This is a genomic window from Streptomyces sp. KL2 (genome assembly GCF_046529545.1).
GTDB lineage: Bacteria > Actinomycetota > Actinomycetes > Streptomycetales > Streptomycetaceae > Streptomyces > Streptomyces radiopugnans.
The window spans coordinates 3,575,816-3,597,882 of record NZ_CP127170.1 but is presented as its reverse complement, the minus strand read 5'-3'; the positions used below and the strand labels follow the sequence as shown (position 1 = coordinate 3,597,882).

General features: G+C 74.2%; 19 protein-coding genes. 9 read left to right on the top strand and 10 right to left on the bottom strand.

Translation table 11 applies throughout. The annotated features are described in order from the left end of the window. Positions 1-31 precede the first annotated feature (31 nt). The 4 genes from QPK52_RS16345 to QPK52_RS16330 form a co-directional block, all read right to left on the bottom strand. Positions 32-2,020 (bottom strand): PQQ-binding-like beta-propeller repeat protein, encoded by a 1,989-nt coding sequence (locus QPK52_RS16345; RefSeq protein ID WP_410538240.1) that lies wholly within the window; start codon positions 2,018-2,020, stop codon positions 32-34. A 265-nt stretch (positions 2,021-2,285) separates the two neighbouring features. Further along, the gene (locus QPK52_RS16340; RefSeq protein WP_410538239.1) at positions 2,286-4,130 is read right to left on the bottom strand and encodes an ABC-F family ATP-binding cassette domain-containing protein; all 1,845 of its coding nucleotides are present in this window, start codon (positions 4,128-4,130) and stop codon (positions 2,286-2,288) included. Between the two features lie 234 nt (positions 4,131-4,364). Beyond that, positions 4,365-5,015: a hypothetical protein gene (locus QPK52_RS16335; RefSeq protein WP_410538238.1), complete on the bottom strand. Its 651-nt coding sequence runs from the start codon at positions 5,013-5,015 to the stop codon at positions 4,365-4,367. A 298-nt stretch (positions 5,016-5,313) separates the two neighbouring features. After that, entirely contained in the window at positions 5,314-6,969 is a 1,656-nt protein-coding gene (locus QPK52_RS16330; protein ID WP_410538237.1) for a penicillin-binding transpeptidase domain-containing protein, read from the bottom strand. Between the two features lie 486 nt (positions 6,970-7,455). On the opposite strand from QPK52_RS16330, the gene QPK52_RS16325 reads away from it, so the two are divergent. Beyond that, entirely contained in the window at positions 7,456-7,695 is a 240-nt protein-coding gene (locus QPK52_RS16325) for a hypothetical protein (protein WP_410538236.1), read from the top strand. A 370-nt stretch (positions 7,696-8,065) separates the two neighbouring features. Then, positions 8,066-8,431: a hypothetical protein gene (locus QPK52_RS16320; RefSeq protein ID WP_410538235.1), complete on the top strand. Its 366-nt coding sequence runs from the start codon at positions 8,066-8,068 to the stop codon at positions 8,429-8,431. 113 nt (positions 8,432-8,544) lie between these two features. Here the strand turns inward: QPK52_RS16320 and QPK52_RS16315 are convergent, their stop codons facing one another. Next, the gene (locus tag QPK52_RS16315; protein ID WP_410538233.1) at positions 8,545-10,317 is read right to left on the bottom strand and encodes a dolichyl-phosphate-mannose--protein mannosyltransferase; all 1,773 of its coding nucleotides are present in this window, start codon (positions 10,315-10,317) and stop codon (positions 8,545-8,547) included. Between the two features lie 94 nt (positions 10,318-10,411). On the opposite strand from QPK52_RS16315, the gene rsmI reads away from it, so the two are divergent. The 6 genes from rsmI (at position 10,412) to QPK52_RS16285 (ending at position 16,200) form a co-directional block, all read left to right on the top strand. Then, positions 10,412-11,263 (top strand): 16S rRNA (cytidine(1402)-2'-O)-methyltransferase, encoded by an 852-nt coding sequence (gene rsmI, locus QPK52_RS16310; RefSeq protein WP_410538232.1) that lies wholly within the window; start codon positions 10,412-10,414, stop codon positions 11,261-11,263. Between the two features lie 137 nt (positions 11,264-11,400). Further along, positions 11,401-11,664, top strand: a complete 264-nt coding sequence (locus tag QPK52_RS16305) for a hypothetical protein (RefSeq protein ID WP_410538231.1) — start codon at positions 11,401-11,403, stop codon at positions 11,662-11,664. Between the two features lie 76 nt (positions 11,665-11,740). Continuing rightward, positions 11,741-12,610, top strand: coding sequence for a TatD family hydrolase (locus QPK52_RS16300; RefSeq protein ID WP_410538230.1), 870 nt, complete (start codon positions 11,741-11,743; stop codon positions 12,608-12,610). A 133-nt stretch (positions 12,611-12,743) separates the two neighbouring features. Further along, positions 12,744-14,318: a ubiquitin-like domain-containing protein gene (locus QPK52_RS16295; RefSeq protein ID WP_410538229.1), complete on the top strand. Its 1,575-nt coding sequence runs from the start codon at positions 12,744-12,746 to the stop codon at positions 14,316-14,318. Beyond that, the gene (rsmA, locus tag QPK52_RS16290) at positions 14,315-15,223 is read left to right on the top strand and encodes a 16S rRNA (adenine(1518)-N(6)/adenine(1519)-N(6))-dimethyltransferase RsmA (protein ID WP_410538228.1); all 909 of its coding nucleotides are present in this window, start codon (positions 14,315-14,317) and stop codon (positions 15,221-15,223) included. Before QPK52_RS16295 ends, rsmA begins: the two co-directional genes overlap by 4 nt. Next, positions 15,220-16,200 carry a 4-(cytidine 5'-diphospho)-2-C-methyl-D-erythritol kinase gene (locus QPK52_RS16285; RefSeq protein ID WP_410538227.1) on the top strand — a complete coding sequence of 327 codons (981 nt, stop codon included), beginning with the start codon at positions 15,220-15,222 and terminating at the stop codon, positions 16,198-16,200. The genes rsmA and QPK52_RS16285 overlap by 4 nt, the downstream gene beginning before the upstream one ends. Before the next feature lie 70 nt (positions 16,201-16,270). Here QPK52_RS16285 and QPK52_RS16280 read toward each other — a convergent pair whose 3' ends face one another. The 5 genes from QPK52_RS16280 to QPK52_RS16260 all read right to left on the bottom strand — a co-directional run bounded on the left by QPK52_RS16280 (position 16,271) and on the right by QPK52_RS16260 (position 21,119). Next, the gene (locus QPK52_RS16280) at positions 16,271-17,080 is read right to left on the bottom strand and encodes an SDR family NAD(P)-dependent oxidoreductase (protein WP_410538226.1); all 810 of its coding nucleotides are present in this window, start codon (positions 17,078-17,080) and stop codon (positions 16,271-16,273) included. 25 nt (positions 17,081-17,105) lie between these two features. Further along, the gene (locus QPK52_RS16275) at positions 17,106-18,290 is read right to left on the bottom strand and encodes a serine hydrolase domain-containing protein (protein ID WP_410538225.1); all 1,185 of its coding nucleotides are present in this window, start codon (positions 18,288-18,290) and stop codon (positions 17,106-17,108) included. A 75-nt stretch (positions 18,291-18,365) separates the two neighbouring features. Further along, positions 18,366-19,163, bottom strand: coding sequence for an energy-coupling factor ABC transporter ATP-binding protein (locus QPK52_RS16270; protein ID WP_410538224.1), 798 nt, complete (start codon positions 19,161-19,163; stop codon positions 18,366-18,368). Beyond that, entirely contained in the window at positions 19,160-19,924 is a 765-nt protein-coding gene (gene cbiQ, locus QPK52_RS16265; protein ID WP_410538223.1) for a cobalt ECF transporter T component CbiQ, read from the bottom strand. The genes QPK52_RS16270 and cbiQ overlap by 4 nt, the downstream gene beginning before the upstream one ends. Before the next feature lies 1 nt (position 19,925). Further along, complete coding sequence (locus tag QPK52_RS16260; RefSeq protein WP_410538222.1) at positions 19,926-21,119, bottom strand: energy-coupling factor ABC transporter permease; 1,194 nt, start codon at positions 21,117-21,119, stop codon at positions 19,926-19,928. Positions 21,120-21,517: 398 nt separating this feature from the next. On the opposite strand from QPK52_RS16260, the gene QPK52_RS16255 reads away from it, so the two are divergent. After that, positions 21,518-21,925: an SsgA family sporulation/cell division regulator gene (locus tag QPK52_RS16255; protein ID WP_410538221.1), complete on the top strand. Its 408-nt coding sequence runs from the start codon at positions 21,518-21,520 to the stop codon at positions 21,923-21,925. The last annotated feature ends 142 nt before the right edge of the window (positions 21,926-22,067 follow it).

Below are 22,067 nucleotides of genomic sequence, written 5' to 3'. Positions count from 1 at the left end.
GCCGCGGGAGGCCGGGGGCGGCCGCGGAACCTCAGTTGTAGGCGGCTATCGCCAGGTCGCTCAGGCCGGCGGTGGCGTAGAACCTGTGGTTCACCAGGAAGAAGTGGCCGTCCTTCCAGAACGGGTGCACATCGGATCCGGTGGCCATGTCGTACTCCTGCTTCACACCGCTCTCCGGCAGCTTCATCCGCGGGGACGGCTTGCCGGTCTTCGGGTCGAGCGTGACGACCTGCCCCGGCTTGTCGTAGCCGGGGAGCTCGTAGGCGAGCAGCGAGCCGTCCTCCACGGTGACCGGGACGATCCGGCCGCCCGCGGTCGGCTCCCCCAGCCACTTCGACTTCCCGGTGGTGAGGTCGAAGGCGATGATCTCGCTGGTCTGCCCGTGGTCGCCGCCCTGGTGCGGCTTCGAGGAGATGTACATGGTCTCGCCGTCCACCACCGTGCCGGGGCAGTTGCTGAGCGTGATGCCCCGGCAGCCCAGCTCGTGGCGGTCCTTGTCGATGGAGATCTTGTCCTGGAGCTTGCCGCTGTCCGAGAGGACCATCACGTCCGTGATGTCGATGCTGGACTCGCCGCCGGCGTTGACCCCGAGGACGAGGGGGTCGGTGGACAGGACCTTGAGGACCTTGATGCCGTCGGGAACGTCCCACTCCCACTTCTTCTTGCCGCCCGGGCCCACTCCCTGGACCTTCTGCGAGCCGCCGAAGCCGCACTCCAGCTTGGCGACGAGCTGGGCGCCTCCGGAGTAGCCGCGGTCCTTGCAGTCGGAGCCCTCCTCCTGCTGCCACAGCTCCTTGCCGGTCGACAGGTCGTAACCGACGGCGTTGCCGATCCAGGCCGCCGCGGCGATGTCGCCGCTGACCGCCATCTCCGTGTAGCTGAACTCCGAGGAACTGTCGCGCTTGGACGGCAGCTCCTTGTTCCACAGCTTCTTGCCCGCGGCCAGGTCGATGCCCATGACGAACTCGCAGCGCCGGCCGTACTGGACCACGGTCCGGTCCTCGGACATCTCGAAGGCGGCGGTGCAGTCCTTCGGACGGGGCATGTCGATGGACCACGCCACCTTGCCGGTCTTCATGTCGTAGGCCGTGGTGGAACTCGTCGTGGCCTTGACGATGTTCCCGCCGACGAACCACGTGCCGGGCGCTTCCGCGATGATGTCCTGCTTGTCCACCTTGGGCGGGTCGACCGTCCAGGCGAGCTCGGCGTCGATCAGGCCCTTCTCGCCGCCGGAGCCACCGGAACCGCCGGAATCACCGGAACCGCCCGAGCCTCCGTCGGTGCCCTGGGTGGTGCCCTTGTCGCCCTTCTTGGCCTCGGTGCCGCCGTCGTCCTTGGTCAGGAACCAGACACCGCCGCCCGCGACGAGCAGGACCGCGACGACCGCGGCGACGACGGCCAGGACCTTGGCGTTCTTGCTGCCGCCGTTGCCGCCGCCGGGCGGCTGCGCACCGCCGCCGTACATGGGCTGCGTCGGGTACTGGCCGTATCCGGGCTGCTGCGGATAGCCGTACGCCTGGGGCTGGCCGTACGCCGGAGGCTGCCCGTACGCGGGGGCCTGGCCGTACGGAGCCTGGGGCATCTGGCCGGGCTGCTGCGGATAGCCGTACGCCTGGGGCTGGCCGGGCGGGAACTGCGGCGCCTGGCCGAACTGACCCGGCCGGCCCGGCTGTTCCGGCCCGCCGAACTGACCGAACTGACCGGGCTGGCCGGGCTGGCCGGGCTGGCCGGGCTGCTGCGGATAGCCGTACGACGGCGGGCCCGGAGGCGTCTGCGGGCCCGCGGGCGCCTGCGGCGGCTGCCCCGGCGGATCCGCCGGAGGCTGCGGCGACTTGGACAGCGGAACCTGCGGAGGCTGTTCCCGCTCGGCCTTCTCCGGCTGCTCCGGCTGTTCCGACCGCTCCGGCTGCTCCGGCTGCTCCGGCTGCTCCGGCTGCTCCGGTCGATCGTCCGGCTGCTCCGGGGGCGGACCGAAACCGCCGGACGGCGGCTGACTTGGTGGCGGAGGCGGCTGCGACATGGGTTTCCTCATTCACGCGCGGACCGACTGCCCAGCCCCTCGCCCCCCGTGGGGCAGAGCGAATCGGACATGGCCCGCCACTTCTCGGCTGTTGTCGGCCCTTGGCGCCGACGGTCGGAAGAGAATTCTTTCTATCACCGGACACCCGGAAAGCCGCCCCCGGTTCCCGTTCCGGGCCACCAGGTGAGACCGGCCCGCGACCTCGCCGTTACCCGTCCGGCGCGGCCGCCTCCGGCCGTTCCCCGCCGCCTCCGCCGCCCCCCGGTCAGTCCCCTTCGGCCAGTTCCAGCCAGCGCGTCTCCAACTCGTCGCGCTCACCGGCCAGTTCGCGCAATTCGGCGTCGAGCCCGGCGACCTTCCCGAAATCGGTGGCGTGCTCGGCCATCTCTGCGTGCAGCGCCGCCTGGCGCTCCTCGATCCGCTCCAGCCTGCGCTCGATGCGCTGCAGCTCCTTCTGCGCCGCCCGCGAGAGAGCGGCGGGCTTGACGGAACCGGCGGAACCGGCCTGCCCCGCCGGGGCGGTGGCCGCGGTGGCCGTCCCCGGGGCCGGGGCGCCGGGCGCGGTGGTGGCCCGGCGCAGCCGCTCGCGGCGCTCCAGGTACTCGTCCAGTCCGCGCGGCAGCATCCGCAGCGTGCCGTCGCCCAGCAGCGCGTACACCCGGTCCGTGGTCCGCTCGATGAAGTAGCGGTCGTGGGAGATGACGACCAGCGAGCCGGGCCAGCCGTCGAGCAGGTCCTCCAGCTGGGTCAGGGTCTCGATGTCCAGGTCGTTGGTCGGCTCGTCCAGGAACAGCACGTTCGGCTCGTCCATCAGCAGCCGCAGCAGCTGGAGCCTGCGGCGCTCGCCGCCGGAGAGGTCTCCGACGGGCGTCCACTGCTTCTCCTTGCCGAAGCCGAAGCGCTCGCACAGCTGGGAGGCGCTCATCTCGCGCCCCTTGCCCAGGTCCACGCGCGAGCGCACCCGCTCCACGGCCTCCAGCACACGCCAGGCGGGGTCGAGTTCGGCGACCTCCTGGGAGAGGTAGGCCAGCCGCACCGTCCTGCCCACCTTGATCCGGCCGGCCGCCGGCTGCTTCTCGCCGCCGCTGTACGCCGCGTCCGCCATCGCGCGCAGCAGCGAGGTCTTGCCGGCGCCGTTGACACCGGCCAGGCCGATCCGGTCGCCGGGGCCGAGCTGCCAGGTCAGGTGCTTGAGCAGCACCTTGGGCCCGGCCTGGACGGTCACGTCCTCCAGGTCCATGACGGTCCTGCCCAGCCGGGAGTTGGCGAACTTCATCAGCTCGGCGCTGTCGCGCGGCGGCGGCACGTCGGCGATCAGCTCGTTGGCGGCCTCGACCCGGAAGCGGGGCTTGCTGGTGCGGGCGGGGGCGCCGCGCCGCAGCCAGGCCAGCTCCTTGCGGACCAGGTTCTGCCGCTTGGCCTCCTCGGTGGCCGCGATGCGCTCGCGCTCGGCGCGGGCGAAGACGTAGTCGCTGTAGCCGCCCTCGTACTCGTGGACGGTGCCGCGCTGCACGTCCCACATCCGCGTGCACACCTGGTCCAGGAACCAGCGGTCGTGGGTGACGCAGACCAGCGCCGAGCGCCGGGCGCGCAGATGCCCGGCGAGCCAGGCGATGCCCTCGACGTCGAGGTGGTTGGTGGGCTCGTCCAGCACGATCAGGTCCTGCTCGGCGATGAGCAGCTTCGCCAGCGCGATGCGCCGCCGCTCGCCGCCGGACAGCGGGCCGATGACGGTGTCCAGGCCCTGCGGGAAACCGGGCAGGTCCAGGCCGCCGAAGAGTCCGGTGAGGATGTCGCGGACGCGGGCGTTCCCGGCCCACTCGTGGTCGGCCATGTCGCCGATGACCTCGTGCCGGACGGTGGCGGCCGGGTCGAGCGAGTCGTGCTGGGTGAGCACTCCCAGCCGCAGCCCGCCGGCGTGGGTGACCCGGCCGTCGTCGGCGGGCTCCAGCTTCGCCAGGATGCGGACGAGGGTGGTCTTGCCGTCGCCGTTGCGCCCGACGACGCCGATCCGGTCTCCCTCGCTGACGCCGAGGGAGACGCCGTCGAGCAGCGCACGGGTGCCGTACACCTTGCCGACGGCTTCCAGATTGACGAGGTTCGTGGCCATGGGGCTCCCGCTGCCCGGCACGCCGGGCTGGTGTGGTCTTCGGGTGGGCTGGTCAGCCTCTCAGCCTAGTCGCCGTCCGGGCGCACTCGCTCATGCCCGCCCCGGGCGACCGCGCCGTCCGCCAGGGGCCCCGCACCACCGCGGACGCCCCGGCGGGCGCGGGCGGCGGCGCTCACGGCCCGGGTCGGCGAGGGCCCGCCGCCCGCGCCCGGGACCGCCCTTCCGGCCTCCGGCTCAGTACGACGGGCTGTGCTGGGCCGGGGCCGAGCGCGGGGTCGGCCGGTTGAGGCCGAACAGCGAGCCGGTGGCGACCGTCAGCTCGGCGGCGCAGTCCGCCGCCGGCTGGTCCGGAATGCCCATCCGGCGCAGCGCCCCGGAGAACACGTCCTCCAGCAGGGCCAGCCGCCAGCTCAGCTCGGCGGGGCCGACCTGCTGTCCGTCGCGCGGCCGGCTCGCCAGGACGGTCAGCACGTCCTGGGCGTTGCTCTGCAGGTCGGCCAGGGACTGCCAGCCGTTGGGCAGCCGCGCCGGGCTCTGCCCCGGCGACTCCGCGCCCGGTGCGCCGAGCGTCACGGGGAGCTGTGCGGGGATCGAGGAGTACCAGTCGACCAGCGCACCGCTCAGGTCCGCCCGCAGCCCGTCGAGGAAGCTCAGCAGGACCGCGGCGCCCACGGGAGCGCTGACGGGCTCGACGCTCGGCGCGGAGTTGTCGGGCGCGGGCGGCCTGCCGGCCGCGTCGGGCCCCAGGAACGACCGGATGACGACCGAGACCTCCTCCTGCTGCGCCGGGGCGGATCGCTGGGCCGGCAGCAGAAGCGCCCGTACGGGCGCGATGCCGCGGGCGGCCTGCTCGGCCGCCGCCTGGCACGCGTAGTCAGTGGGCACGGGTCCCCCCTTCTTCCGAAGCCGTCTTCTCTCGCGGCGTCGGTCTTACGTTTCGGGGCCGTACCGTATCGTTCCGCAAAGGCTACGGGGAGATGTTCGTCACAGAGAGTTCACGCAGCGCGATCCCGGTGGGGCGCGCCCGGCCGGGCCGAGGCGCTCCCGCTCCCGCGTACGCCTTCGCTCCGCCCGTTCGCCGCACCGCGCCGGCGCCGGCCTCCTCCGCACAGCGGGTACGGCCCGCGCGATGCCGTCTCGCGCGGGCCGTACGGGGTCCGGGGGCCGCCCCCGGGGGGCGGGGTCAGCCGACGGAGTCGAGCACCTGGCGGACGACCGGGCCCGCGTTCTTGCCGCCGTGGCCGGAGGCCGGGACGACCGCCGCCGCGGCGATGTCGCCCCGGTAGGCGGTGAACCAGGCGTTGGGCTTCTTCTGGCCGTCCACCTCGGCCGAACCCGTCTTGGCCCCGAAGTCGCCGGTGGCGCCGGCCATCGCCTCGGCCGCCGAGCCGCTGGTGGCCGTCAGCCGCATCAGCGAGCGCAGTTCCTGGGAGACGGCCGGGGAGAGGGTGCGCGGGGCCCTGGCCAGGGTGCGGCCGTCCACCTCGGGCGAGACGATGTACGGCTGGCGGAAGACGCCGCTCTTCACCGTCGCCGACACCGAGGCCATGACCAGCGGGTTCGCCCGGACCCCGCCCTGCCCGATCAGCGAGGCGGCCATCTGCGCGTCGGACTGCACGGGCACCGAGCCGTCGAAGGTGGCGGTGCCGACCTGCCAGTTCAGCCCGATGCCGAAGACGTCGCGGGCGTGCTTGGTGAGGTCGTCGTCCGACAGCTCGCCGGCCTGGCTGATGAAGGCGGTGTTGCAGGAGGCGGCGAACGACTGGGCGAAGGTGCCGCCGTTGATCTCGAACTTGTCGAGGTTCTGGAACCTCCAGCCGCCGTGCGTGAAGTACTTCGGGCAGGGGTGCTGCCCGGCGCTGGAGGCCAGGCCCTTCTCGATGAGCATCGAGGCGGTGACGACCTTCATCGTGGAGCCGGGGGCGAGGGAGCCCTTGAAGGCGGTGTTGAAGCCGTCCGCCGGGGTGTTGGCGACGGCCAGGATCTCGCCGGTGCCGGCCTTCAGCGCGACGACCGATGCCTTGGGCTTGCCCGCGATGGCCTGGACGGCGGCCTTCTGCACCTTGGCGTCCAGCGTGGTCCTCAGCTCGCCCGGGGTGCCCTTGCTGAGCCGCTTGAGGGTCTTGACCTCCTTGCCGGCGGCGTCGACGATCCGGGTCTCGTAACCGGGCTTCCCGTCGGTCCTGTCGCCGAAGCGCTTGCGCAGGTCGGCCAGGATCGCGGCCAGTTCGGGGTGCGCCTCGGCCGTCAGCTCGGCGCCGTTGCGGTCCAGGGCCTTGATGGGCGGGGCCCCGGCCTCGGCGGTCTCCAGCTTCTGGCCGCCGGTGAGCGCGGGGTGGAGGACGGACGCCTCCCAGTCGACGACGGGCTCGCCGCTCCGGTCGTCCCGTACGACCGTCAGCTCCGACTCGTACGTCCAGGTGGCGGGCTTCTCCTCCTTGTCGTACTCCACCTCGGCCGTCACCGTGAACGGGACGTCGGCGCCCGCGGCGGCGCCCGGTTCCAGGCGCACGCCCGAGGCCCGGACGTCCTTGCGGAAGCCGGTCAGGGCCTCGGCGGCCGCGGCCTCTTCGTCGGTCAGCGCGGCGGCCTCGTCGGCCTTCCCCTCCTGCCACGCCCTCAGGAACCTTCCGGCGGTCTCGCGGACCTCCTCCGGTGAGGGCGGGCCCGTCTCGACCGCCGGTTCACCGGCCCGGCCGTCGGAGAAGGCCACGTCCTGCCTGCCCTCGCCGCCGGCCGCGCCGCTGTCGCCGATCAGGGTGTACGCCCCGAACCCGGCGGCTCCGACCACGGCGGTGAAGACCGCTCCGATCACCGCCACCTTCCGACCGTCACGCATGAGTCTCCCGAATCTCCACCCCTGCCCCGGACCGGCACCGCCGGGGACCTGTGCGAAGAACCCTAGAGCACACGGGCGGCGCGGACCGGGGCCAGGCGGCCGGGCCGGAGCCCGGCGGGGCTCCGCGAAACGGCCGCGCGGCTTTCCCCTCCACCACGGGAATGATTAGTGTGTTTTTCAGAAGATGAATGACGGAAAGAGGCTCCGATTACCCACTCATGCACGCGGCACCGCTTCTTTCACTCTTCCGGAAGCACAACCATCGCCCCTCACCGTCGTTGTCACTGCGAAGCAGAAGGCCGATCCTCCTTCCGGCAATTACCGTCACGGGCCCGCGCCGCAGCCGGCGGCGCGGGCCCGTGACACGTATGGAGCAGAAAAGAGTCGCGCGGCACGCGGCACGGCTTACGGTGTACTCGGCTCACCAGTTCCTAGCATTACGCACGCAAGCCCGTGAAGCGGCTTCGTACATTGGAGGTACATGCCATGAAGATGAAGCGGACCGCCGCCGTCGCGCTTTCCGCCGCCGCCCTGGTGATCGGCGGAACCGGCGTCTCCCACGCCGGAGACGGCCCGAAGTTCCGGAACAACGCGCAGATCCTCCCCTGCGTCAACCTGGAGCTGCTGAACGTGCCGATCGCGTCGGCGGACATCAACAACCTCGACTGCTCGGTCACCTACGTGGAGTCGAAGAAGGTCTCCTCCTACGAGTCCTTCAAGCACTGAGGAGCCGGCCGGACCACCGGTACAGCACTCCGAAAGGCCGCCCCGGCGCACCGGGGCGGCCTTTCGCCTTTCCATGACACGCTCACGGTATATAGCGCGAAACAACACCCGCTTGGCGCAGTGGCGGCGCATAAGCCCAGGTAGTAAGCCGATCGGCGACGATCCGGCGCCGCTTTCCGCAGGACACGCAGAAACGCAGAAGCGCGCAGTCGGGGATTCGGTGGGTTAATGTCGCCGACGTGGGGGCAACTCCCGCCTTTCCGGTGAGCCGGCCGAACTCCGGCCGCAATCCGGAAACCGGTTATCCGGCCGCTCGGCGGCGGCCGGGGACATCGGAACCTTCCTTCTCTCGTCAAGGAGACAAGACAGCATGATGCTGAAGAAGACGCTCGTCGTTTCTTTCGCCGCCGCCATGGCCCTCGCGGGTGGGGCCGCCAGCGCCCACGCCGGTGAGGCCAAGTTCGAGAACAACGCGCAGATCCTGCCCTGCCCGAACCTCGAGGTCATCAACATCCCGATCCTGTCGAGCGACATCAACAACCTCGACTGCTCGCGGAACTCCAAGGAGGAGGTCCACGTCAAGAAGATCGTGAAGGTCGAGAAGGAGTCCGACATCTACGTCGCTCCGAAGCAGGAGCAGGCCCAGGGTCAGGGCCAGGGCCAGGAGACCAAGCAGGGCCAGAAGCAGGAGGGCGAGCAGGAGCTCGACAACAAGAACTACAACAAGAAGCACTGAAGCGACCGGCGCCTCGCGTCGGAACGTCTCAGAACGCCGCCCGCCGGTCTCACCGGCGGGCGGCGCCGCTTTTCCCGGGATCCGCGGGGCCCGCGCCCCCCGGAAGGCCGGGATCAGATCCAGGTGTCCAGCCACATGCGGGACTGCCAGGCGTCCTTGGGGATCTGCACCCCGGTGTAGAGCGGGTGGAAGTAGACGAAGTTCCACACGATCAGCAGCACGAGCACACCCGCGCCCACCGCGCCCACCGCCCGCCGCCGCTCGGCGCAGCCGGGCGGCCCGAGGACCGCCCCGATCGCCATCGCCAGCGCCAGGCACAGGAACGGCACGAAGACGACCGCGTAGAAGTAGAAGATCGTGCGCTCCTGGTACAGGAACCACGGCAGCCAGCCCGCCGCCACCCCGCACAGGATCGCGCCCGCGCGCCAGTCGCGCCGCAGCGCCCAGCGGTACAGGCAGTACAGCAGCGCGAAGCAGGCCGCCCACCACAGCAGCGGAGTGCCCAGGGCGAGCACCTCGCGGGCGCAGCCGCCCTCCGCCGTGCAGCCGTTCTCGCCCCTGTCGGAGGACTCGTAGAAGTACGACACCGGGCGGGCGGCCACCAGCCAGCTCCAGGGGTGGGACTGGTAGGTGTGCTCGGAGGTCAGCCCCACGTGGAAGCTGTAGACCTCGCTCTCGTAGTGCCACAGGCTGCGCAGCGGGGCCGGGACCCAGGTCATGTCGAACTGGGGCAGGGACAGTTCCAGCCCCGTGAAGGGGATGGGCAGCGACTCCGGCGACAGTCCCCGGCGGCCCTCCGCCCAGGTGCGGAAGTAGCCGTCCCGGCTCGCGAACCAGCCGGCCCAGGAGGCCACGTAGGCGGCGACGGCGACCGGCACCACGGAGAGGAAGGCCGGGGCGGCGTCCCGGCGCAGCATCGACAGGCGGGGGCGCCGGGCCCCGGCGGTGCGCCGGGAGGCCGCGTCCCACAGGACCGTCAGGATCCCGAAGGCGATCAGGACGTACAGGCCGCTCCACTTGGTGGCGCAGGCCAGCCCCAGGCAGAGCCCGGCGGCCAGGCGCCAGGGGCGCGCGCCCAGGCCCAGCCGGTCGCCGACGCCCGCGTCGGGCCGCCCGTCCGGCGGCAGGGCCGCGGCCAGCCGGGCGCGGGCGTGGTCGCGGTCGATCAGCAGGCAGCCGAAGGCCGCCAGCACGAAGAACATCAGCACCAGGTCGAGCAGCGCGGTGCGGCTCATCACCAGGTGCAGCCCGTCCACGGCCAGCAGGAGGCCCGCCAGGCAGCCCAGGGCCGTGGAGCGGAACAGCCGGCGTCCGATGCGGCAGACCATCAGCACCGACAGCGTGCCGAGCACCGCCACCATGAAGCGCCAGCCGAACGGCGTGAGACCGAACGCCGCCTCGCCCAGGGCGATGATCCACTTGCCCACGGGCGGGTGCACCACGTACGAGGCGGCCTCACTGAGCGGGGCCGCCGCGGGGTTGTCGAGGATGGTGTCGTTGGCGCCGTCGGGCCAGGTGCCCTCGTAGCCGAGCCGGTACAGCGCCCAGGCGTCCTTGGCGTAGTACGTCTCGTCGAATATCACCGCGTGCGGCGAGCCGAGGTTCCAGAAGCGCAGGAGGCCGGCGAGGAGCGCGACGAGGACCGGGCCGCCCCACGCCGTCCAGCGGCCCAGCAGCCGCGCGTCGTCCCCGTCCAGTCCGAACAGTCCCCACACCCGGCCGCGGCCGGGCTCCGGGTACGGCGGCACCAGCCGCTCCCGCGCACCCGCCCGGGGCGGCGGTGCGTATCCGTAGCGCCGCAGCCGCCCGCGCCACGACGGGGTCTGCTCCCCGACGGGCTCCCCGTGCCGGGCCTGAGTCGCGGTGTCACTGGTCACGCGGGCCATCGTAGGGAACGGCCCTCCGGCGCGGCGCCGCGCACCGGTGGCCGGGCGGCGCCGCGCCGTCCCCGGTCCCCGCCGGAGCTGCGAGGATGGCGGGGTGAGCGGAACACTCGTACTGGCAGGCACACCCATCGGCGACACCGCCGACGCACCGCCCCGGCTCGCGGCCGAGCTGGAGGGGGCCGACATCGTCGCCGCCGAGGACACCCGGCGGCTGCGGCGCCTCACCCAGGCGCTGGGGGTGCGGATCTCCGGCCGGGTGGTGTCGTACTTCGAGGGCAACGAGGCCGCGCGGACGCCGGAGCTGGCCGACGCGCTGTCGGAGGGCTCCCGGGTGCTGCTGGTCACGGACGCGGGGATGCCGTCGGTCTCCGATCCCGGCTACCGGCTGGTGGCCGCCGCCGTCGAACGCGGGATCAGGGTCACGGCCGTGCCCGGGCCGTCCGCCGTGCTCACCGCGCTGGCGCTGTCGGGACTGCCGGTGGACCGGTTCTGCTTCGAGGGCTTCCTGCCGCGCAAGACGGGCGAGCGGCTGGCGCGGCTTCGCGAGGCGGCCGGGGAGCGCCGCACGCTGGTCTACTTCGAGGCCCCGCACCGGCTGGCCGCCGCGCTGGCCGCCATGGCCCAGGCCTTCGGCGCCGACCGCCGGGCCGCGGTGTGCCGGGAGCTGACCAAGACCTACGAGGAGGTGCGGCGCGGCACGCTGGGCGAACTGGCCGCCTGGGCCGAGGAGGGCGTGCGGGGCGAGATCACCGTCGTCGTCGAGGGCGCGCCCGCCGAGGCGCCCGGCACGGTGGACGCCGCCGAGCTGGTGCGCCGGGTGGCGGTGCGCGAGGCCGCCGGCGAGCGCCGCAAGGAGGCCATCGCGGAGGTGGCGCGCGAGGCGGGGCTGCCCAAGCGGGAGGTGTTCGACGCGGTGGTCGCGGCGAAGAACGCGGAGACGGCCTGAGAGGGCCGGACGGCGGGCGGGGCCCGGGGCTCGGAGGGCGCCGGCGCGGCCCCCGGGCGGAAAGCGGCGGGCCTGCCCGTGCATTCCGGGCCGGGAAGGAGTCCACTGGTAGGAAGGAGAACCGGGAGGAGGTTCCCATGGACCCCAGGGACACGACCGGCCACGAGGAGTACTCCTTCGCCTGTATGCACTGCGGCCACGGCTGGGAACGCGCGTACGAGATACGGCACCACACCGACCTCGACGGACGGCCCTTCGTCACCTACCACGATCCGGTGGACGGCGGGCGGGTGCCGTCGCCGCTGACGCGCCCGGTCTGCCCGAACTGCGAATCGCACGTGGTGCGGATCATACGGGCGGGGCAGGTGTACACGACGGAGCACGCCCTGCCGCAGGAGTGACGCCCGCGCGGGCCGCCGGACCCCGCCGCACGGGCGGCCGACGGCCCGGGCCGGCGGGCGGCCTAGGATCGCGGGCATGGAGAAGTCCGCGAAGGCCGCGAGGCCCGCGAAGCAGGCCGGCGGGGCCGTGGAGCCCGCGCCGCCGCCAGTACCGCTGAACGTGCCGGTCGCCGACTCGCACACCCACATCGACATGCAGGACGCCACGGTCGGCCGGACCGTCGCGGCGGCCGCCGAGGTGGGCGTGACGACCCTGGTGCAGGTCGGCTGCGACCTGGAGCGCTCCCGCTGGTCGGCGCGGGTGGCCGCCGAGCACGACGCGGTGTGGGCCGCCGTCGCCCTGCACCCCAACGAGGCGCCGCGGCTGGAGACGGGCGGGGGGCGCGAGGCGCTGGACGCCGCCCTGGAGGAGATCGACGGGCTGGCCGCGCGGCCGGAGGTGCTGGCCGTCGGAGAGACCGGCCTGGACCACTTCCGGACGGGCGAGGAGGGGCGGGAGGCCCAGCGGTACTCCTTCCGCCGCCACATCGAGATGGCCAAGCGGCTGGACAAGGCCCTGGTGATCCACGACCGGGACGCCCACGAGGACGTGCTGCGCGTCCTGGAGGAGGAGGGCGCCCCCGAGCGGACGGTCTTCCACTGCTTCTCCGGCGACGCCGCGATGGCCGAGGTGTGCGCCGCGAAGGGCTGGTTCATGTCCTTCGCCGGCAACGTCACCTTCAAGAACGCGCGGCCGCTGCGCGAGGCGCTGGCCGCCGCCCCGCCGGAGCTGCTGCTGGTGGAGACCGACGCGCCGTTCCTGACTCCGGCCCCCTACCGCGGGCGCCCCAACGCGCCGTACATGATCCCGTACACGCTGCGCGCGATGGCCGAGGTGAAGGGGCTGGACGAGGACACGCTCGCGGAGCACGTCGCGGCCAACACGGCCCGCGCGTTCGGCTACTGACGGGCGCGCGGCGGTGGGCGCGCGCGGCGCGGCGGCCCGCTTTTCGCAACTTCGGGTAGTCGTACGACTTGGGAGAGTGACCGATGCTCCGCTAGGGTCCCGGCCCGCCACCAGGACCGCTTGGGAGTACGTCGTGAGCCATCCGCAGGGGATCCAGCAGTACGAGTACGCGTACCCCTCCGCGCCGCCGCCGCACCGGCCGTGGGAGCCGTGGAGCCCGTGGGAGTACCACGCCCAGGGGCACGGCGGGCCGGAGCACGAGCGGGACCCGTACGACACCTACCGGCCCTCGTACGAGTTCCACGGCGCGCCGTACGACGGGTACGGCACGTACGACGGGTACGGCGCGTACGGGGAGCACGGCGCGTACGGGCCGCCCGAGGCTCCACCGCTCCCGGAGGCCCCCGCACACCGGGAGTTCCCCGGACACCCCGGAGCCTTCGGCCCCGCCCCCGCAGCACCGGCCGACCCCGCCCTGTGGCTGCCCCGGCAGTCCGCCGGCGGCCCAGGCGGCGATACCGCGTGCGACACCGCACGCGAGGCGGCCGGCGGCCCCACCGGCGGCCGGGCCGCCGCCCGGCGGGCCGCGCGGGAGCGGAAGGCCGCCCAGCGCCCCGAGGCCCTGCGCCGCCTGCTGCCGCAGGCCCTCGTCGTCGCCTTCCTGGCGGGCGGCACCTGCGCCTTCGTCGTGGACGACAAGGCCGTCAGCCTGTCGGTGGAGGGCGAGGACGGGCCGCGCACCCTCCACACCTTCGCCGACGACGTCTCCGAACTCCTGGCCGACGAGGGCGTGTCCGTCGGCGCGCACGACGCCGTCTCGCCCGCCCCCGGCGAGCCCCTCTCCCACGGTGACAGCGTCACCGTCCGCTACGGCCGCCCGCTGACCCTCACCCTCGACGGGCGTCCCCGGCGGGTGTGGACCACGGCCGCCACCGTGGAGGCGGCGCTGCGCGGGCTCGGGGTGCGCCCGGAGGGGGCGCGCGTGTCGGTGCCCCGTGACCGGCGCATCGGGCGCGGCGGCCTGGCGCTGACCGTGTGGACCGAGCGGAGCGTGACCGTCCTCGCCGACGGCCGCGAGCACACCGTGCGCACCAGCGCCGCGACCGTGCGCGGGGCGCTGGCCGACGCGGGCGTCGAACTGCGCGGCGCGGACCGCGCCTCGGTGGCCCTGGACTCCTTCCCGCGCGACGGCCAGGCCGTCACCGTGCTGCGCATCACCGAGACCGAGCAGGTGCGCGACGAGCCCGTCCCGTACACCACCGAGCGGCGAGGGGACCCGACTCTGTTCCGCGGCACCGAGGTGGTGGAGCAGACGGGCGTGCCGGGGCTGCGCCGGCTCACCTACGAGGTGCGCACGGTCAACGGGGTGCGGCAGCGGCCCCGGCACACCGGGACGGTGGTGGTGCGCGCGCCCAGGCCGCGGATCGTGCGCGTGGGCACCGCCGAGCCGCCCTCCTCGGTGCGCGGCGCCGACGGCCTGGACTGGGGGGCCCTGGCCCGCTGCGAGTCCGGCGGCCGGCCGGACGCGGTGGGCCCCGGCGGCCACGGCGGGCTCTACCAGTTCGACACCCGCACCTGGCGCGGCCTGGGCGGGAAGGGCCGTCCGCAGGACGCTCCCCCGGCCGAGCAGACCTACCGGGCGAAGAAGCTGTACGTGCAGAAGGGCGCGAGTCCCTGGCCGGTGTGCGGCCGTAAACTGCACCGGTGAGCTCAGCCCCCTCCCCTCCCCCGTCCCCCGGCGCCGACACCGGTTCCGGCGCCGACGTCCTCCTCGGCCCCGCCGACGTCCGCGAGCTGGCCGCCGCGCTGGGGGTGCGCCCCACCAAGCAGCGCGGCCAGAACTTCGTCATCGACGCCAACACCGTCCGCCGGATCGTGCGGACCGCGCGGGTGGGCCCGAAGGACGTGGTGGTCGAGGTCGGCCCGGGGCTGGGGTCGCTGACGCTGGCGCTGCTCCAGGAGGCCGCCTGGGTGACGGCGGTGGAGATCGACGACGTGCTGGCGGCGGCGCTGCCCGCGACCGTCGCCGCCCGGCTGCCCGGCCGGGCCGACCGCTTCACGCTCGTCCACCACGACGCGATGCGCATCGCGGAGCTGCCGGGCCCGGAGCCCACCGCGCTGGTCGCCAACCTTCCCTACAACGTCGCCGTGCCCGTCCTGCTGCACATGCTGGCGACGTTCCCGTCCATCGAGCACGGCCTGGTGATGGTCCAGGCCGAGGTCGCCGACCGGCTCGCGGCCGAACCGGGCTCGAAGGTCTACGGGGTGCCGTCGGTGAAGGCCGCCTGGTACGCGGAGGTGCGGCGGGCCGGGGCCATCGGGCGCAACGTCTTCTGGCCCGCGCCCAACGTGGACTCCGGGCTGGTGTCGCTGGTCCGGCGCGACCCGCCGCGCACCGGCGCCACCCGGCGGGAGGTCTTCGCCGTGGTGGACGCCGCCTTCGCCCAGCGCCGCAAGACGCTGCGGGCGGCGCTGGCGGGCTGGGCGGGTTCGGCCGCGGCGGCCGAGGCGGCGCTGACGGCCGCGGGGGTCGACCCCCGCGCCCGGGGGGAGTCGTTGACGATCGAGGACTTCGCGGCCATCGCGGAGCGGAAGGGCACCACCAGCGCATGAGCACCGCAGAGACGGCCGGCACGGGCACCGCCCGTACCGCCGCGCCGGTCACCGTACGCGTACCGGCCAAGGTCAACGTGCAGCTCGCGGTGGGCGGGCTGCGGCCGGACGGCTTCCACGACCTGGCCAACGTCTTCCTCGCCGTCGGCCTGTACGACGAGGTCACCGCCACCGCCACCGCACCCGGCGAGGGCCCGCGCGTCACCTGCTCCGGGCCCGACACCGACCAGGTGCCGCTGGACCGCACCAACCTGGCCGTCCGCGCCGCCGACGCGCTCGCCGCGCGGTACGGCATCGTGCCGGACGTCCATCTGCACATCAACAAGGAGATCCCCGTCGCCGGCGGCATGGCCGGCGGCAGCGCGGACGCGGCGGGCGCGCTGCTGGCCTGCGACGCGCTGTGGGGCACGGGCGCCTCGCGCGAGGAAATGCTGGAGATCTGCGCGGAGTTGGGCTCCGATGTGCCCTTCTCGCTGGTCGGCGGTGCGGCGCTGGGCCGGGGCCGGGGCGAGCTGCTGACGCCGCTGGAGGTGGGCGGCGCCTTCCACTGGGTGTTCGCCGTCGCCGCCGGCGGGCTGTCCACCCCGGCCGTCTACCGCGAGTGCGACCGGCTGCGCGAGGCGCGCGGCGGCGGCGCGGGCGCCGACGCCGTGCCCGCGCCCGAGGCGTCCCCCGCGCTGCTGGCCGCGCTGCGCGCCGGGGACGCCGCCCTGCTCGCCGAGCACCTGTCCAACGACCTCCAGCCCGCAGCCGTCTCCCTGCTGCCGTCCCTGGACGACACCCTGTCGGTGGGCACGGAGGCGGGCGCGCTGGCCGCGCTGGTCTCCGGCTCCGGTCCGACCTGCGCCTTCCTGGCCGAGGACGCCGCGGCGGCGTCGGACGTCGCCTTCGCGCTGCGCGCCTCGGGCGTCTGCCGCACCGCCCACACCGCCACGAGCCCGGCGCCGGGCGCCACGGTGGTCCGCCCGGCGGGCTGAACACCGCAACGCCTCCGCTGCGTCAACACGGCCGGGACACCGGTGTTTCCGGACCGCGGGGAGCGTCCGGTCAGCCGGACTCCTCCTCCCCGTTGAGCGCGCGGCGCAGCCCGAGGTTGGAGATCAGCAGCCCGCCGTCCACGGGAAGGGTCAGACCGGTGATCCAGGAAGCGTCGGCCGACGCGAGGAAGGCGACGGCCGCCGCGATGTCCTCGGGGCGGCCCACCCGGCCCAGCGGATACTCGCGGGCCGCGCGCTCCAGCAGCCCGTCGCGCCCCTCCCACGCCTGGGTGGCCACCGTCCCCGGCGCGACCAGGTTGACCCGCACCCCCCGCGGGGCGGCGTGCCCGGCCAGGGTGCGGGTCAGTGAGGCCAGCCCCGCCTTGGCGGCGCTGTAGGCGTGCCCGCCGAAGTCGCGCTCGCCGTTGACGGAGCCGACGCAGACGACGGCCCCGCGCCGGTCCGGGGCCGCGGCCAGATGGGGCAGGGCGGCGCGGGCGCAGCGGAAGGCGCCGGTGAGGGTGAGGTCCAGACCGCGCTGCCACTCCGCCTCCGAGAGGTCCTCGAAGAGCGGGGGCTCGGCGTGGATGCCGTAGGCGTTGCTGACCAGGACGTCCAGGCCGCCGAACCGCTCCACGGCATGTCCGACGGCCGCCCGCACCGAGTCGTCGTCGCCCACGTCGCAGACGGTGTGGCAGGCCTGCCCGCCCGCCTCGGCCACCTCCCGGGCCGTGCGCTCGGCGCTCTCGCCGTCGATGTCGGTGACCAGCACCCGGGCGCCCTCGGCGGCCAGCCGCCGGCAGACCGCCGCGCCGATGCCCCGCCCCGCGCCCGTGACCAGCGCCGCGTAACCCGTCAGACGTCCCTCGACCCGCTGCATCGGGCCAGCGTAGATCCCGGGCCGGTCATCTGTCCCCGTCCGCCGCCGCTTTCCTCAGCGCGCGTACGAGGGCCTGGGCGCGCGGGTCGGAGGTGACCGACTTCTGGAGGGAGTTGGTGACGTAGGCGAAGGCCAGTCCCGTCTCGGGGTCGGCGAAGGCCAGCGAGCCGCCGCGTCCGGGGTGGCCGAAGGAGCCGGGGCCCAGCATCGGCGAGGACGGCCCGTGCAGCATGTAGCCCAGGCCGAAGCGGGTGGCGACCAGCAGGACGCGGTCGGGTCCGGCCGACTCCTCGGTACGCGCCTGGGTGAGGGTGGCGGGGGCGTACAGCCGGCGGGTGCCGTCGCCGAGGTCGCCGATGAGCGCCGCGTAGAAGCGGGCCAGGGAGCGGGCGGTGGCCACGCCGGAGGAGGCGGCGAGCTCGGCGGCCGGGTAGGCGGGGTCGTTCTCGTCGGGCTGCGGGTCGATGGCGCCGAAGGCCCGGCGGGTGAGGGAGCGCGGATCGCGCCAGGCGTCGGCGACCTCGCGCTTGGGGCGCACCCGCAGCCCGGCGGAGGCGGGCGCGGGCGGGGCGTCCACCTCTGCGATCCGGCCCACCCGGTGCGCCTGGTCCGCGGGCAGTCCGATCCACAGGTCGAGGCCGAGCGGTGCGGCTATCTCCTCGGCGAACCAGCGGCCCAGGCTCCGCCCGGTGACCCGCAGCACCAGCTCGCCCAGCAGCCAGCTGTAGGTCTGCGCGTGGTAGCCGTGCGCGGTGCCCGGCTCCCAGGCGGGCGCCTGCGCCGCGACGGCGCACGGGCCGGAGACGCCGTCGAGCGCCTGCCGCGGGGTCAGCGGGGTGTCCAGGGCGGGCAGCCCGGCGCGGTGGGTGAGCAGGTGGCGCACCGGTACGCGTTCCTTGCCCGCGGCCTTGAACTCCGGCCAGTAGGTGCCCACCGGCGCGTCCAGGTCCAGGCGTCCGCGCTGGTGCAGCAGGTGCGGCACGGCGGCGGCCGGGCCCTTGGTGACCGAGCGGACGACCTGGGCGGTGTCCTCGGCCCAGGGCTCCCGCCCGTGGGGGTCGGCCAGGCCGCCCCACAGGTCGACGACCTTGTGCCCGTCCCGGTAGACGGCCACGGCCGCGCCCCGGTCGCCGCGTTCGGTCAGGTTGGCGCGGAAGGCGTCACGGACCGGCTCGTAGCCGTCCGCCACCGTGCCCTGGACGTCCACCACTGTCTTCGTGCTCCCGCCGGTCGAAAGGTGATGCGTGTGCCGATGTGTGCACCGATGTGTGCCGCGTACATGGTGCTACGCGTGCGGCAGCGTCACCGACCGGGGGTCGAATCCGAAGGGCAGCTCCAGGCGGTGGGCGCGCATCAGCGCCTCGTCGCACAGCAGGTCCCGGGTGGGGCCGTCGGCGGCGATGACGCCTTCGCCGAGGACGACCGAGCGGGGGCACAGCTCCAGGGCGTAGGGCAGGTCGTGGGTGACCATGAGCACGGTGACGTCCAGCGACCGCAGGATGTCGGCCAGTTCGCGGCGGGAGGCGGGGTCGAGGTTGGAGGACGGCTCGTCCAGGACGAGGATCTCCGGCCGCATGGCCAGCACGGTGGCCACCGCCACCCGGCGCCGCTGGCCGAAGGAGAGGTGGTGCGGGGGGCGGTCGGCGTACTCCTCCATCCCCACCAGGGCCAGCGCCTCGTGCACCCGGGCCGCCAGTTCGGCGCCGCGCAGCCCGGCGTTGGCGGGGCCGAAGGCGACGTCCTCGCGGACGGTGGGCATGAACAGCTGGTCGTCCGGGTCCTGGAAGACGATGCCGACGCGGCGGCGGATCTCGGCCAGGGCGCCCCTGTCCGCCGGGTCCACGCGCAGTCCGGCCACGGTGACGCTTCCCGCGCCGCCGGTGAGGATGCCGTTGAGGTGGAGCACGAGGGTGGTCTTGCCGGCGCCGTTCGGCCCGAGCAGCGCGACGCGCTCGCCGCGCGCCACCGTGAGGTCGACGCCGAAGAGGGCCTGGTGGCCGTCGGGGTAGGCGTAGGCGAGGCCGCGGACCTCCAGGGAGGGGGGCGCGGCGGGCTCGTCCCGCGGGTCGTCGGCTGCTGTCATGGTGTCCACCATCCCATCAGGCAGACCGCGAGCGCGGCGAGCGGGAGGGCGGCGGCGGACGACCACTGGGCGCGGGTGGCGGCCGTCTCGTCGGCGGTGGGCATGGTGCCGGTGTAGCCGCGGCTGAGCATGGCCAGGTGGACGCGCTCGCCGCGCTCGTAGGCGCGGATGAACAGCGCCCCGGCGGTCTTGGCGAGCACGCCCCACTGCCGCACGCCGCGGGCGGTGAAGCCGCGGGAGACGCGGGCCAGGCGCATACGGCGCATCTCGTCGGTGATCACGTCCCCGTAGCGGAGCATGAAGGAGGCGATCTGCACCAGCAGCGGGGGCATGCGCAGCCGCTGGAGGCCCAGGAGGATCTCGCGCAGTTCGGTGGTGGAGGCCAGCAGGACGGAGGCGGCGACACCGAGGGTGCCCTTGGCCAGGACGTTCCAGGCGCCCCACAGGCCGGGCTCGCTCAGCGGCATGCCCAGCGCCTCCACGCGCGGGCCCTCCGCGACGAAGGGCATCAGCACCGCGAAGGCGACGAAGGGCACCTCGATCAGCATGCGCGTCAGCAGGTGGCGGGCGGGGACGCGGGAGAGCGCTGCGACGGCGGCCAGCAGCAGCGCGTAGGCGCCGAAGGCCCACATCGCCTCGCGCGGGGTGGCGACGACGACGAGGACGAAGGCGAGAACGGCCGCGATCTTGGGGTGGGCGGGGAGGCGGTGCACGGGCGAGCGCCCGTGGCGGTAGAGCCGGTGGGCGTGTCCGGAGCCCATCTCAGGCGTTTCCGGCGGGGGTGCGGCCGGCACCGTCCTCCGCGCGGCCGTCGCTCCCTTCCCCGGCCGGTGCGCCGGCCGCTCCGGCGTTTCCGCGGCGGCGTACGGCGACGAGGACCCCTGCGCCCGCGGCCAGCGTCGTGCCGACGCCGATGAGCCCGGCGAGCCCGCCGGAGAGGCGCTCGTCGGCGATGGACGCCACGCCGTAGTCGGCGAGCGGGGAGCCGGCCAGCCCGTGCTCCTCCTGGGAGGAGATGCCGTACTCGCCGGCGACCTTCTCCAGGCCGTCGGGGGCGGCGGAGGCGTAGAAGCTGACGACGCCGGCGCACAGGAGGGTGGCGGCCAGTCCGCCCGCCCAGACCTTCCGGGTGGAGGCGGGGCGCGCGGCGGGCGCGGGGGCCGGGGCGGGCCCGGCGGTGGCGGAGTCGGTGGATGCGGAGTCGGTGGGGGTGACGGCGGTGGCTCGCGGGGCGGGGCCCGAGCCGGGGGTGGCGACCGGGCCGCTGCGCAGGACGAGGGGGCGGGCGAGGGAGCGGGCGGCGTACACCAGGTCCGGGCGTACGGCCAGGACGGCGCCGACGGTGGCGGTGGTGATGAGCGCCTCGCCGACGCCGATCAGGGTGTGGACGCCGAGCATCGCGGTGAGGACCTTGCCCAGGGGGACCTCGGCGGTGCCGCCGAGTGCGTACAGGCCGGTGAAGACGGCGGCGGCGGCCGGTACGGAGAGCAGGGCGGAGACGAAGGCGGCGGCGGTGACCGAGCCGCGGCGGCGCGGCAGGACCCGTACCAGGGCGCGGAAGACGGCGTAGGAGACGACGACGGTGACGATGCCGATCAGGGTGATGTTGGTGCCCAGTGCGGTGAGACCGCCGTCGGCGAAGAGCAGTGCCTGCATCAGCAGGACGACGGAGAGGGCGAGCACCCCGGTGCAGGGGCCGACGAGTATCGCCGCCAGCGCCCCGCCCATCAGATGGCCGCTGGTGCCCGCGCCCACGGGGAAGTTGAGCATCTGCACGGCGAAGACGAAGGCCGCCACGAGGCCGGCCAGCGGCGCGGTGCGCTCCGCTCCGTGGTACGCGGCGGTGCCCGCCAGTTCGCGGCGCGCGCCGCGCAGGCTGACCGCAACGGCGGCCGCGGCGACGGCACCGGTGGCCACCGAGACCGGGGCGTTGAGAAATCCGTCGGGCACGTGCATGGCAGGACTCCGCTTCTCGGGCTTCCACGGCCGCCGCGGTCCCGCCGCGGTCCCGCCGCACCGCGGCCGGAGGGCGCGGAGAGCCGGGGCGGCTCCACACCCCGACGGTAAGGAGTAGTTGCAACCTCTTCGCAAGAGCGCCTCTGTCGCCGGCGGGTGGGTACCGAGGGGCGCGACGGGCAGGCGTCACCGAGTGCGACGGTTGCGAAGACCCAGCGTTTCCAACCCGTCCGGTTGCCGGTGGATCGGGATACTTGCCCGGTCCGAGGGAAGACGCCATCAATGTCGGACCTTCACGGAACTGTTGCAGAACCCACACCCATTACCTGCGGTATGCCGTCATGAAAACGCTCTGACGGGGTCGTAGGAGAAAAGGCCCCCCGGAAAAGGAGCACCCCATGCGCGCAGTCGTCGACCACAGCGTCCAGGCACGTCTGATCACCGTCCCCTCGGTCACCCGGGAGGTGACCGTCGGGCTGCGCTACGACCGCCACGACCCCTTCGCCGTCAGTCTGGTGTTCCCCTCCGACGTCTCCCTGGACGGGCAGGAGGTCGTCTGGGTGTTCTCCCGCGAACTGCTGGAGGAGGGGCTGCGGGCCGCGGTCGGTCTCGGGGACGTGCACATCCGGCCGTCCGGACCCGAGCGGACGGTCATCGAGCTGCGCGCTCCGGAGGGGGTCGCGGTGATCGAGTTCGACACCACCGGTCTGCTGCGCTTCCTGCACGGCACGTACGGCATGGTGCCCGGCGGCTCCGAGCACCTGGAGCTGGACCTGGACCGCGGGCTGACCTCCCTGCTGGGCTGAGGCGGCGGCCGCGCGTCCGGCGCTTCGGCAAGCAGGCGCCGGGAAACGGCCGGAACGCAAGCCGCAGGACGCGGCAGGACCGCAGGACACAACCGCAGGACACAGCAGACCGCGCAGGAGCCGCGCACGGCCCGCAGGGTCC

Bases quoted from the DNA above. Each gene is read 5' to 3' on its own strand.
- QPK52_RS16345 (WP_410538240.1), bottom strand. From the start codon at position 2,020: ATGTCGCAGCCGCCTCCGCCACCAAGTCAGCCGCCGTCCGGCGGTTTC.
- QPK52_RS16340 (WP_410538239.1), bottom strand. From the start codon at position 4,130: ATGGCCACGAACCTCGTCAATCTGGAAGCCGTCGGCAAGGTGTACGGC.
- QPK52_RS16330 (WP_410538237.1), bottom strand. From the start codon at position 6,969: ATGCGTGACGGTCGGAAGGTGGCGGTGATCGGAGCGGTCTTCACCGCC.
- QPK52_RS16325 (WP_410538236.1), top strand. From the start codon at position 7,456: ATGAAGATGAAGCGGACCGCCGCCGTCGCGCTTTCCGCCGCCGCCCTG.
- QPK52_RS16320 (WP_410538235.1), top strand. From the start codon at position 8,066: ATGATGCTGAAGAAGACGCTCGTCGTTTCTTTCGCCGCCGCCATGGCC.
- QPK52_RS16315 (WP_410538233.1), bottom strand. From the start codon at position 10,317: ATGGCCCGCGTGACCAGTGACACCGCGACTCAGGCCCGGCACGGGGAG.
- QPK52_RS16305 (WP_410538231.1), top strand. From the start codon at position 11,401: ATGGACCCCAGGGACACGACCGGCCACGAGGAGTACTCCTTCGCCTGT.
- QPK52_RS16300 (WP_410538230.1), top strand. From the start codon at position 11,741: ATGGAGAAGTCCGCGAAGGCCGCGAGGCCCGCGAAGCAGGCCGGCGGG.
- QPK52_RS16285 (WP_410538227.1), top strand. From the start codon at position 15,220: ATGAGCACCGCAGAGACGGCCGGCACGGGCACCGCCCGTACCGCCGCG.
- QPK52_RS16280 (WP_410538226.1), bottom strand. From the start codon at position 17,080: ATGCAGCGGGTCGAGGGACGTCTGACGGGTTACGCGGCGCTGGTCACG.
- QPK52_RS16270 (WP_410538224.1), bottom strand. From the start codon at position 19,163: ATGACAGCAGCCGACGACCCGCGGGACGAGCCCGCCGCGCCCCCCTCC.
- cbiQ (WP_410538223.1), bottom strand. From the start codon at position 19,924: ATGGGCTCCGGACACGCCCACCGGCTCTACCGCCACGGGCGCTCGCCC.
- QPK52_RS16260 (WP_410538222.1), bottom strand. From the start codon at position 21,119: ATGCACGTGCCCGACGGATTTCTCAACGCCCCGGTCTCGGTGGCCACC.
- QPK52_RS16255 (WP_410538221.1), top strand. From the start codon at position 21,518: ATGCGCGCAGTCGTCGACCACAGCGTCCAGGCACGTCTGATCACCGTC.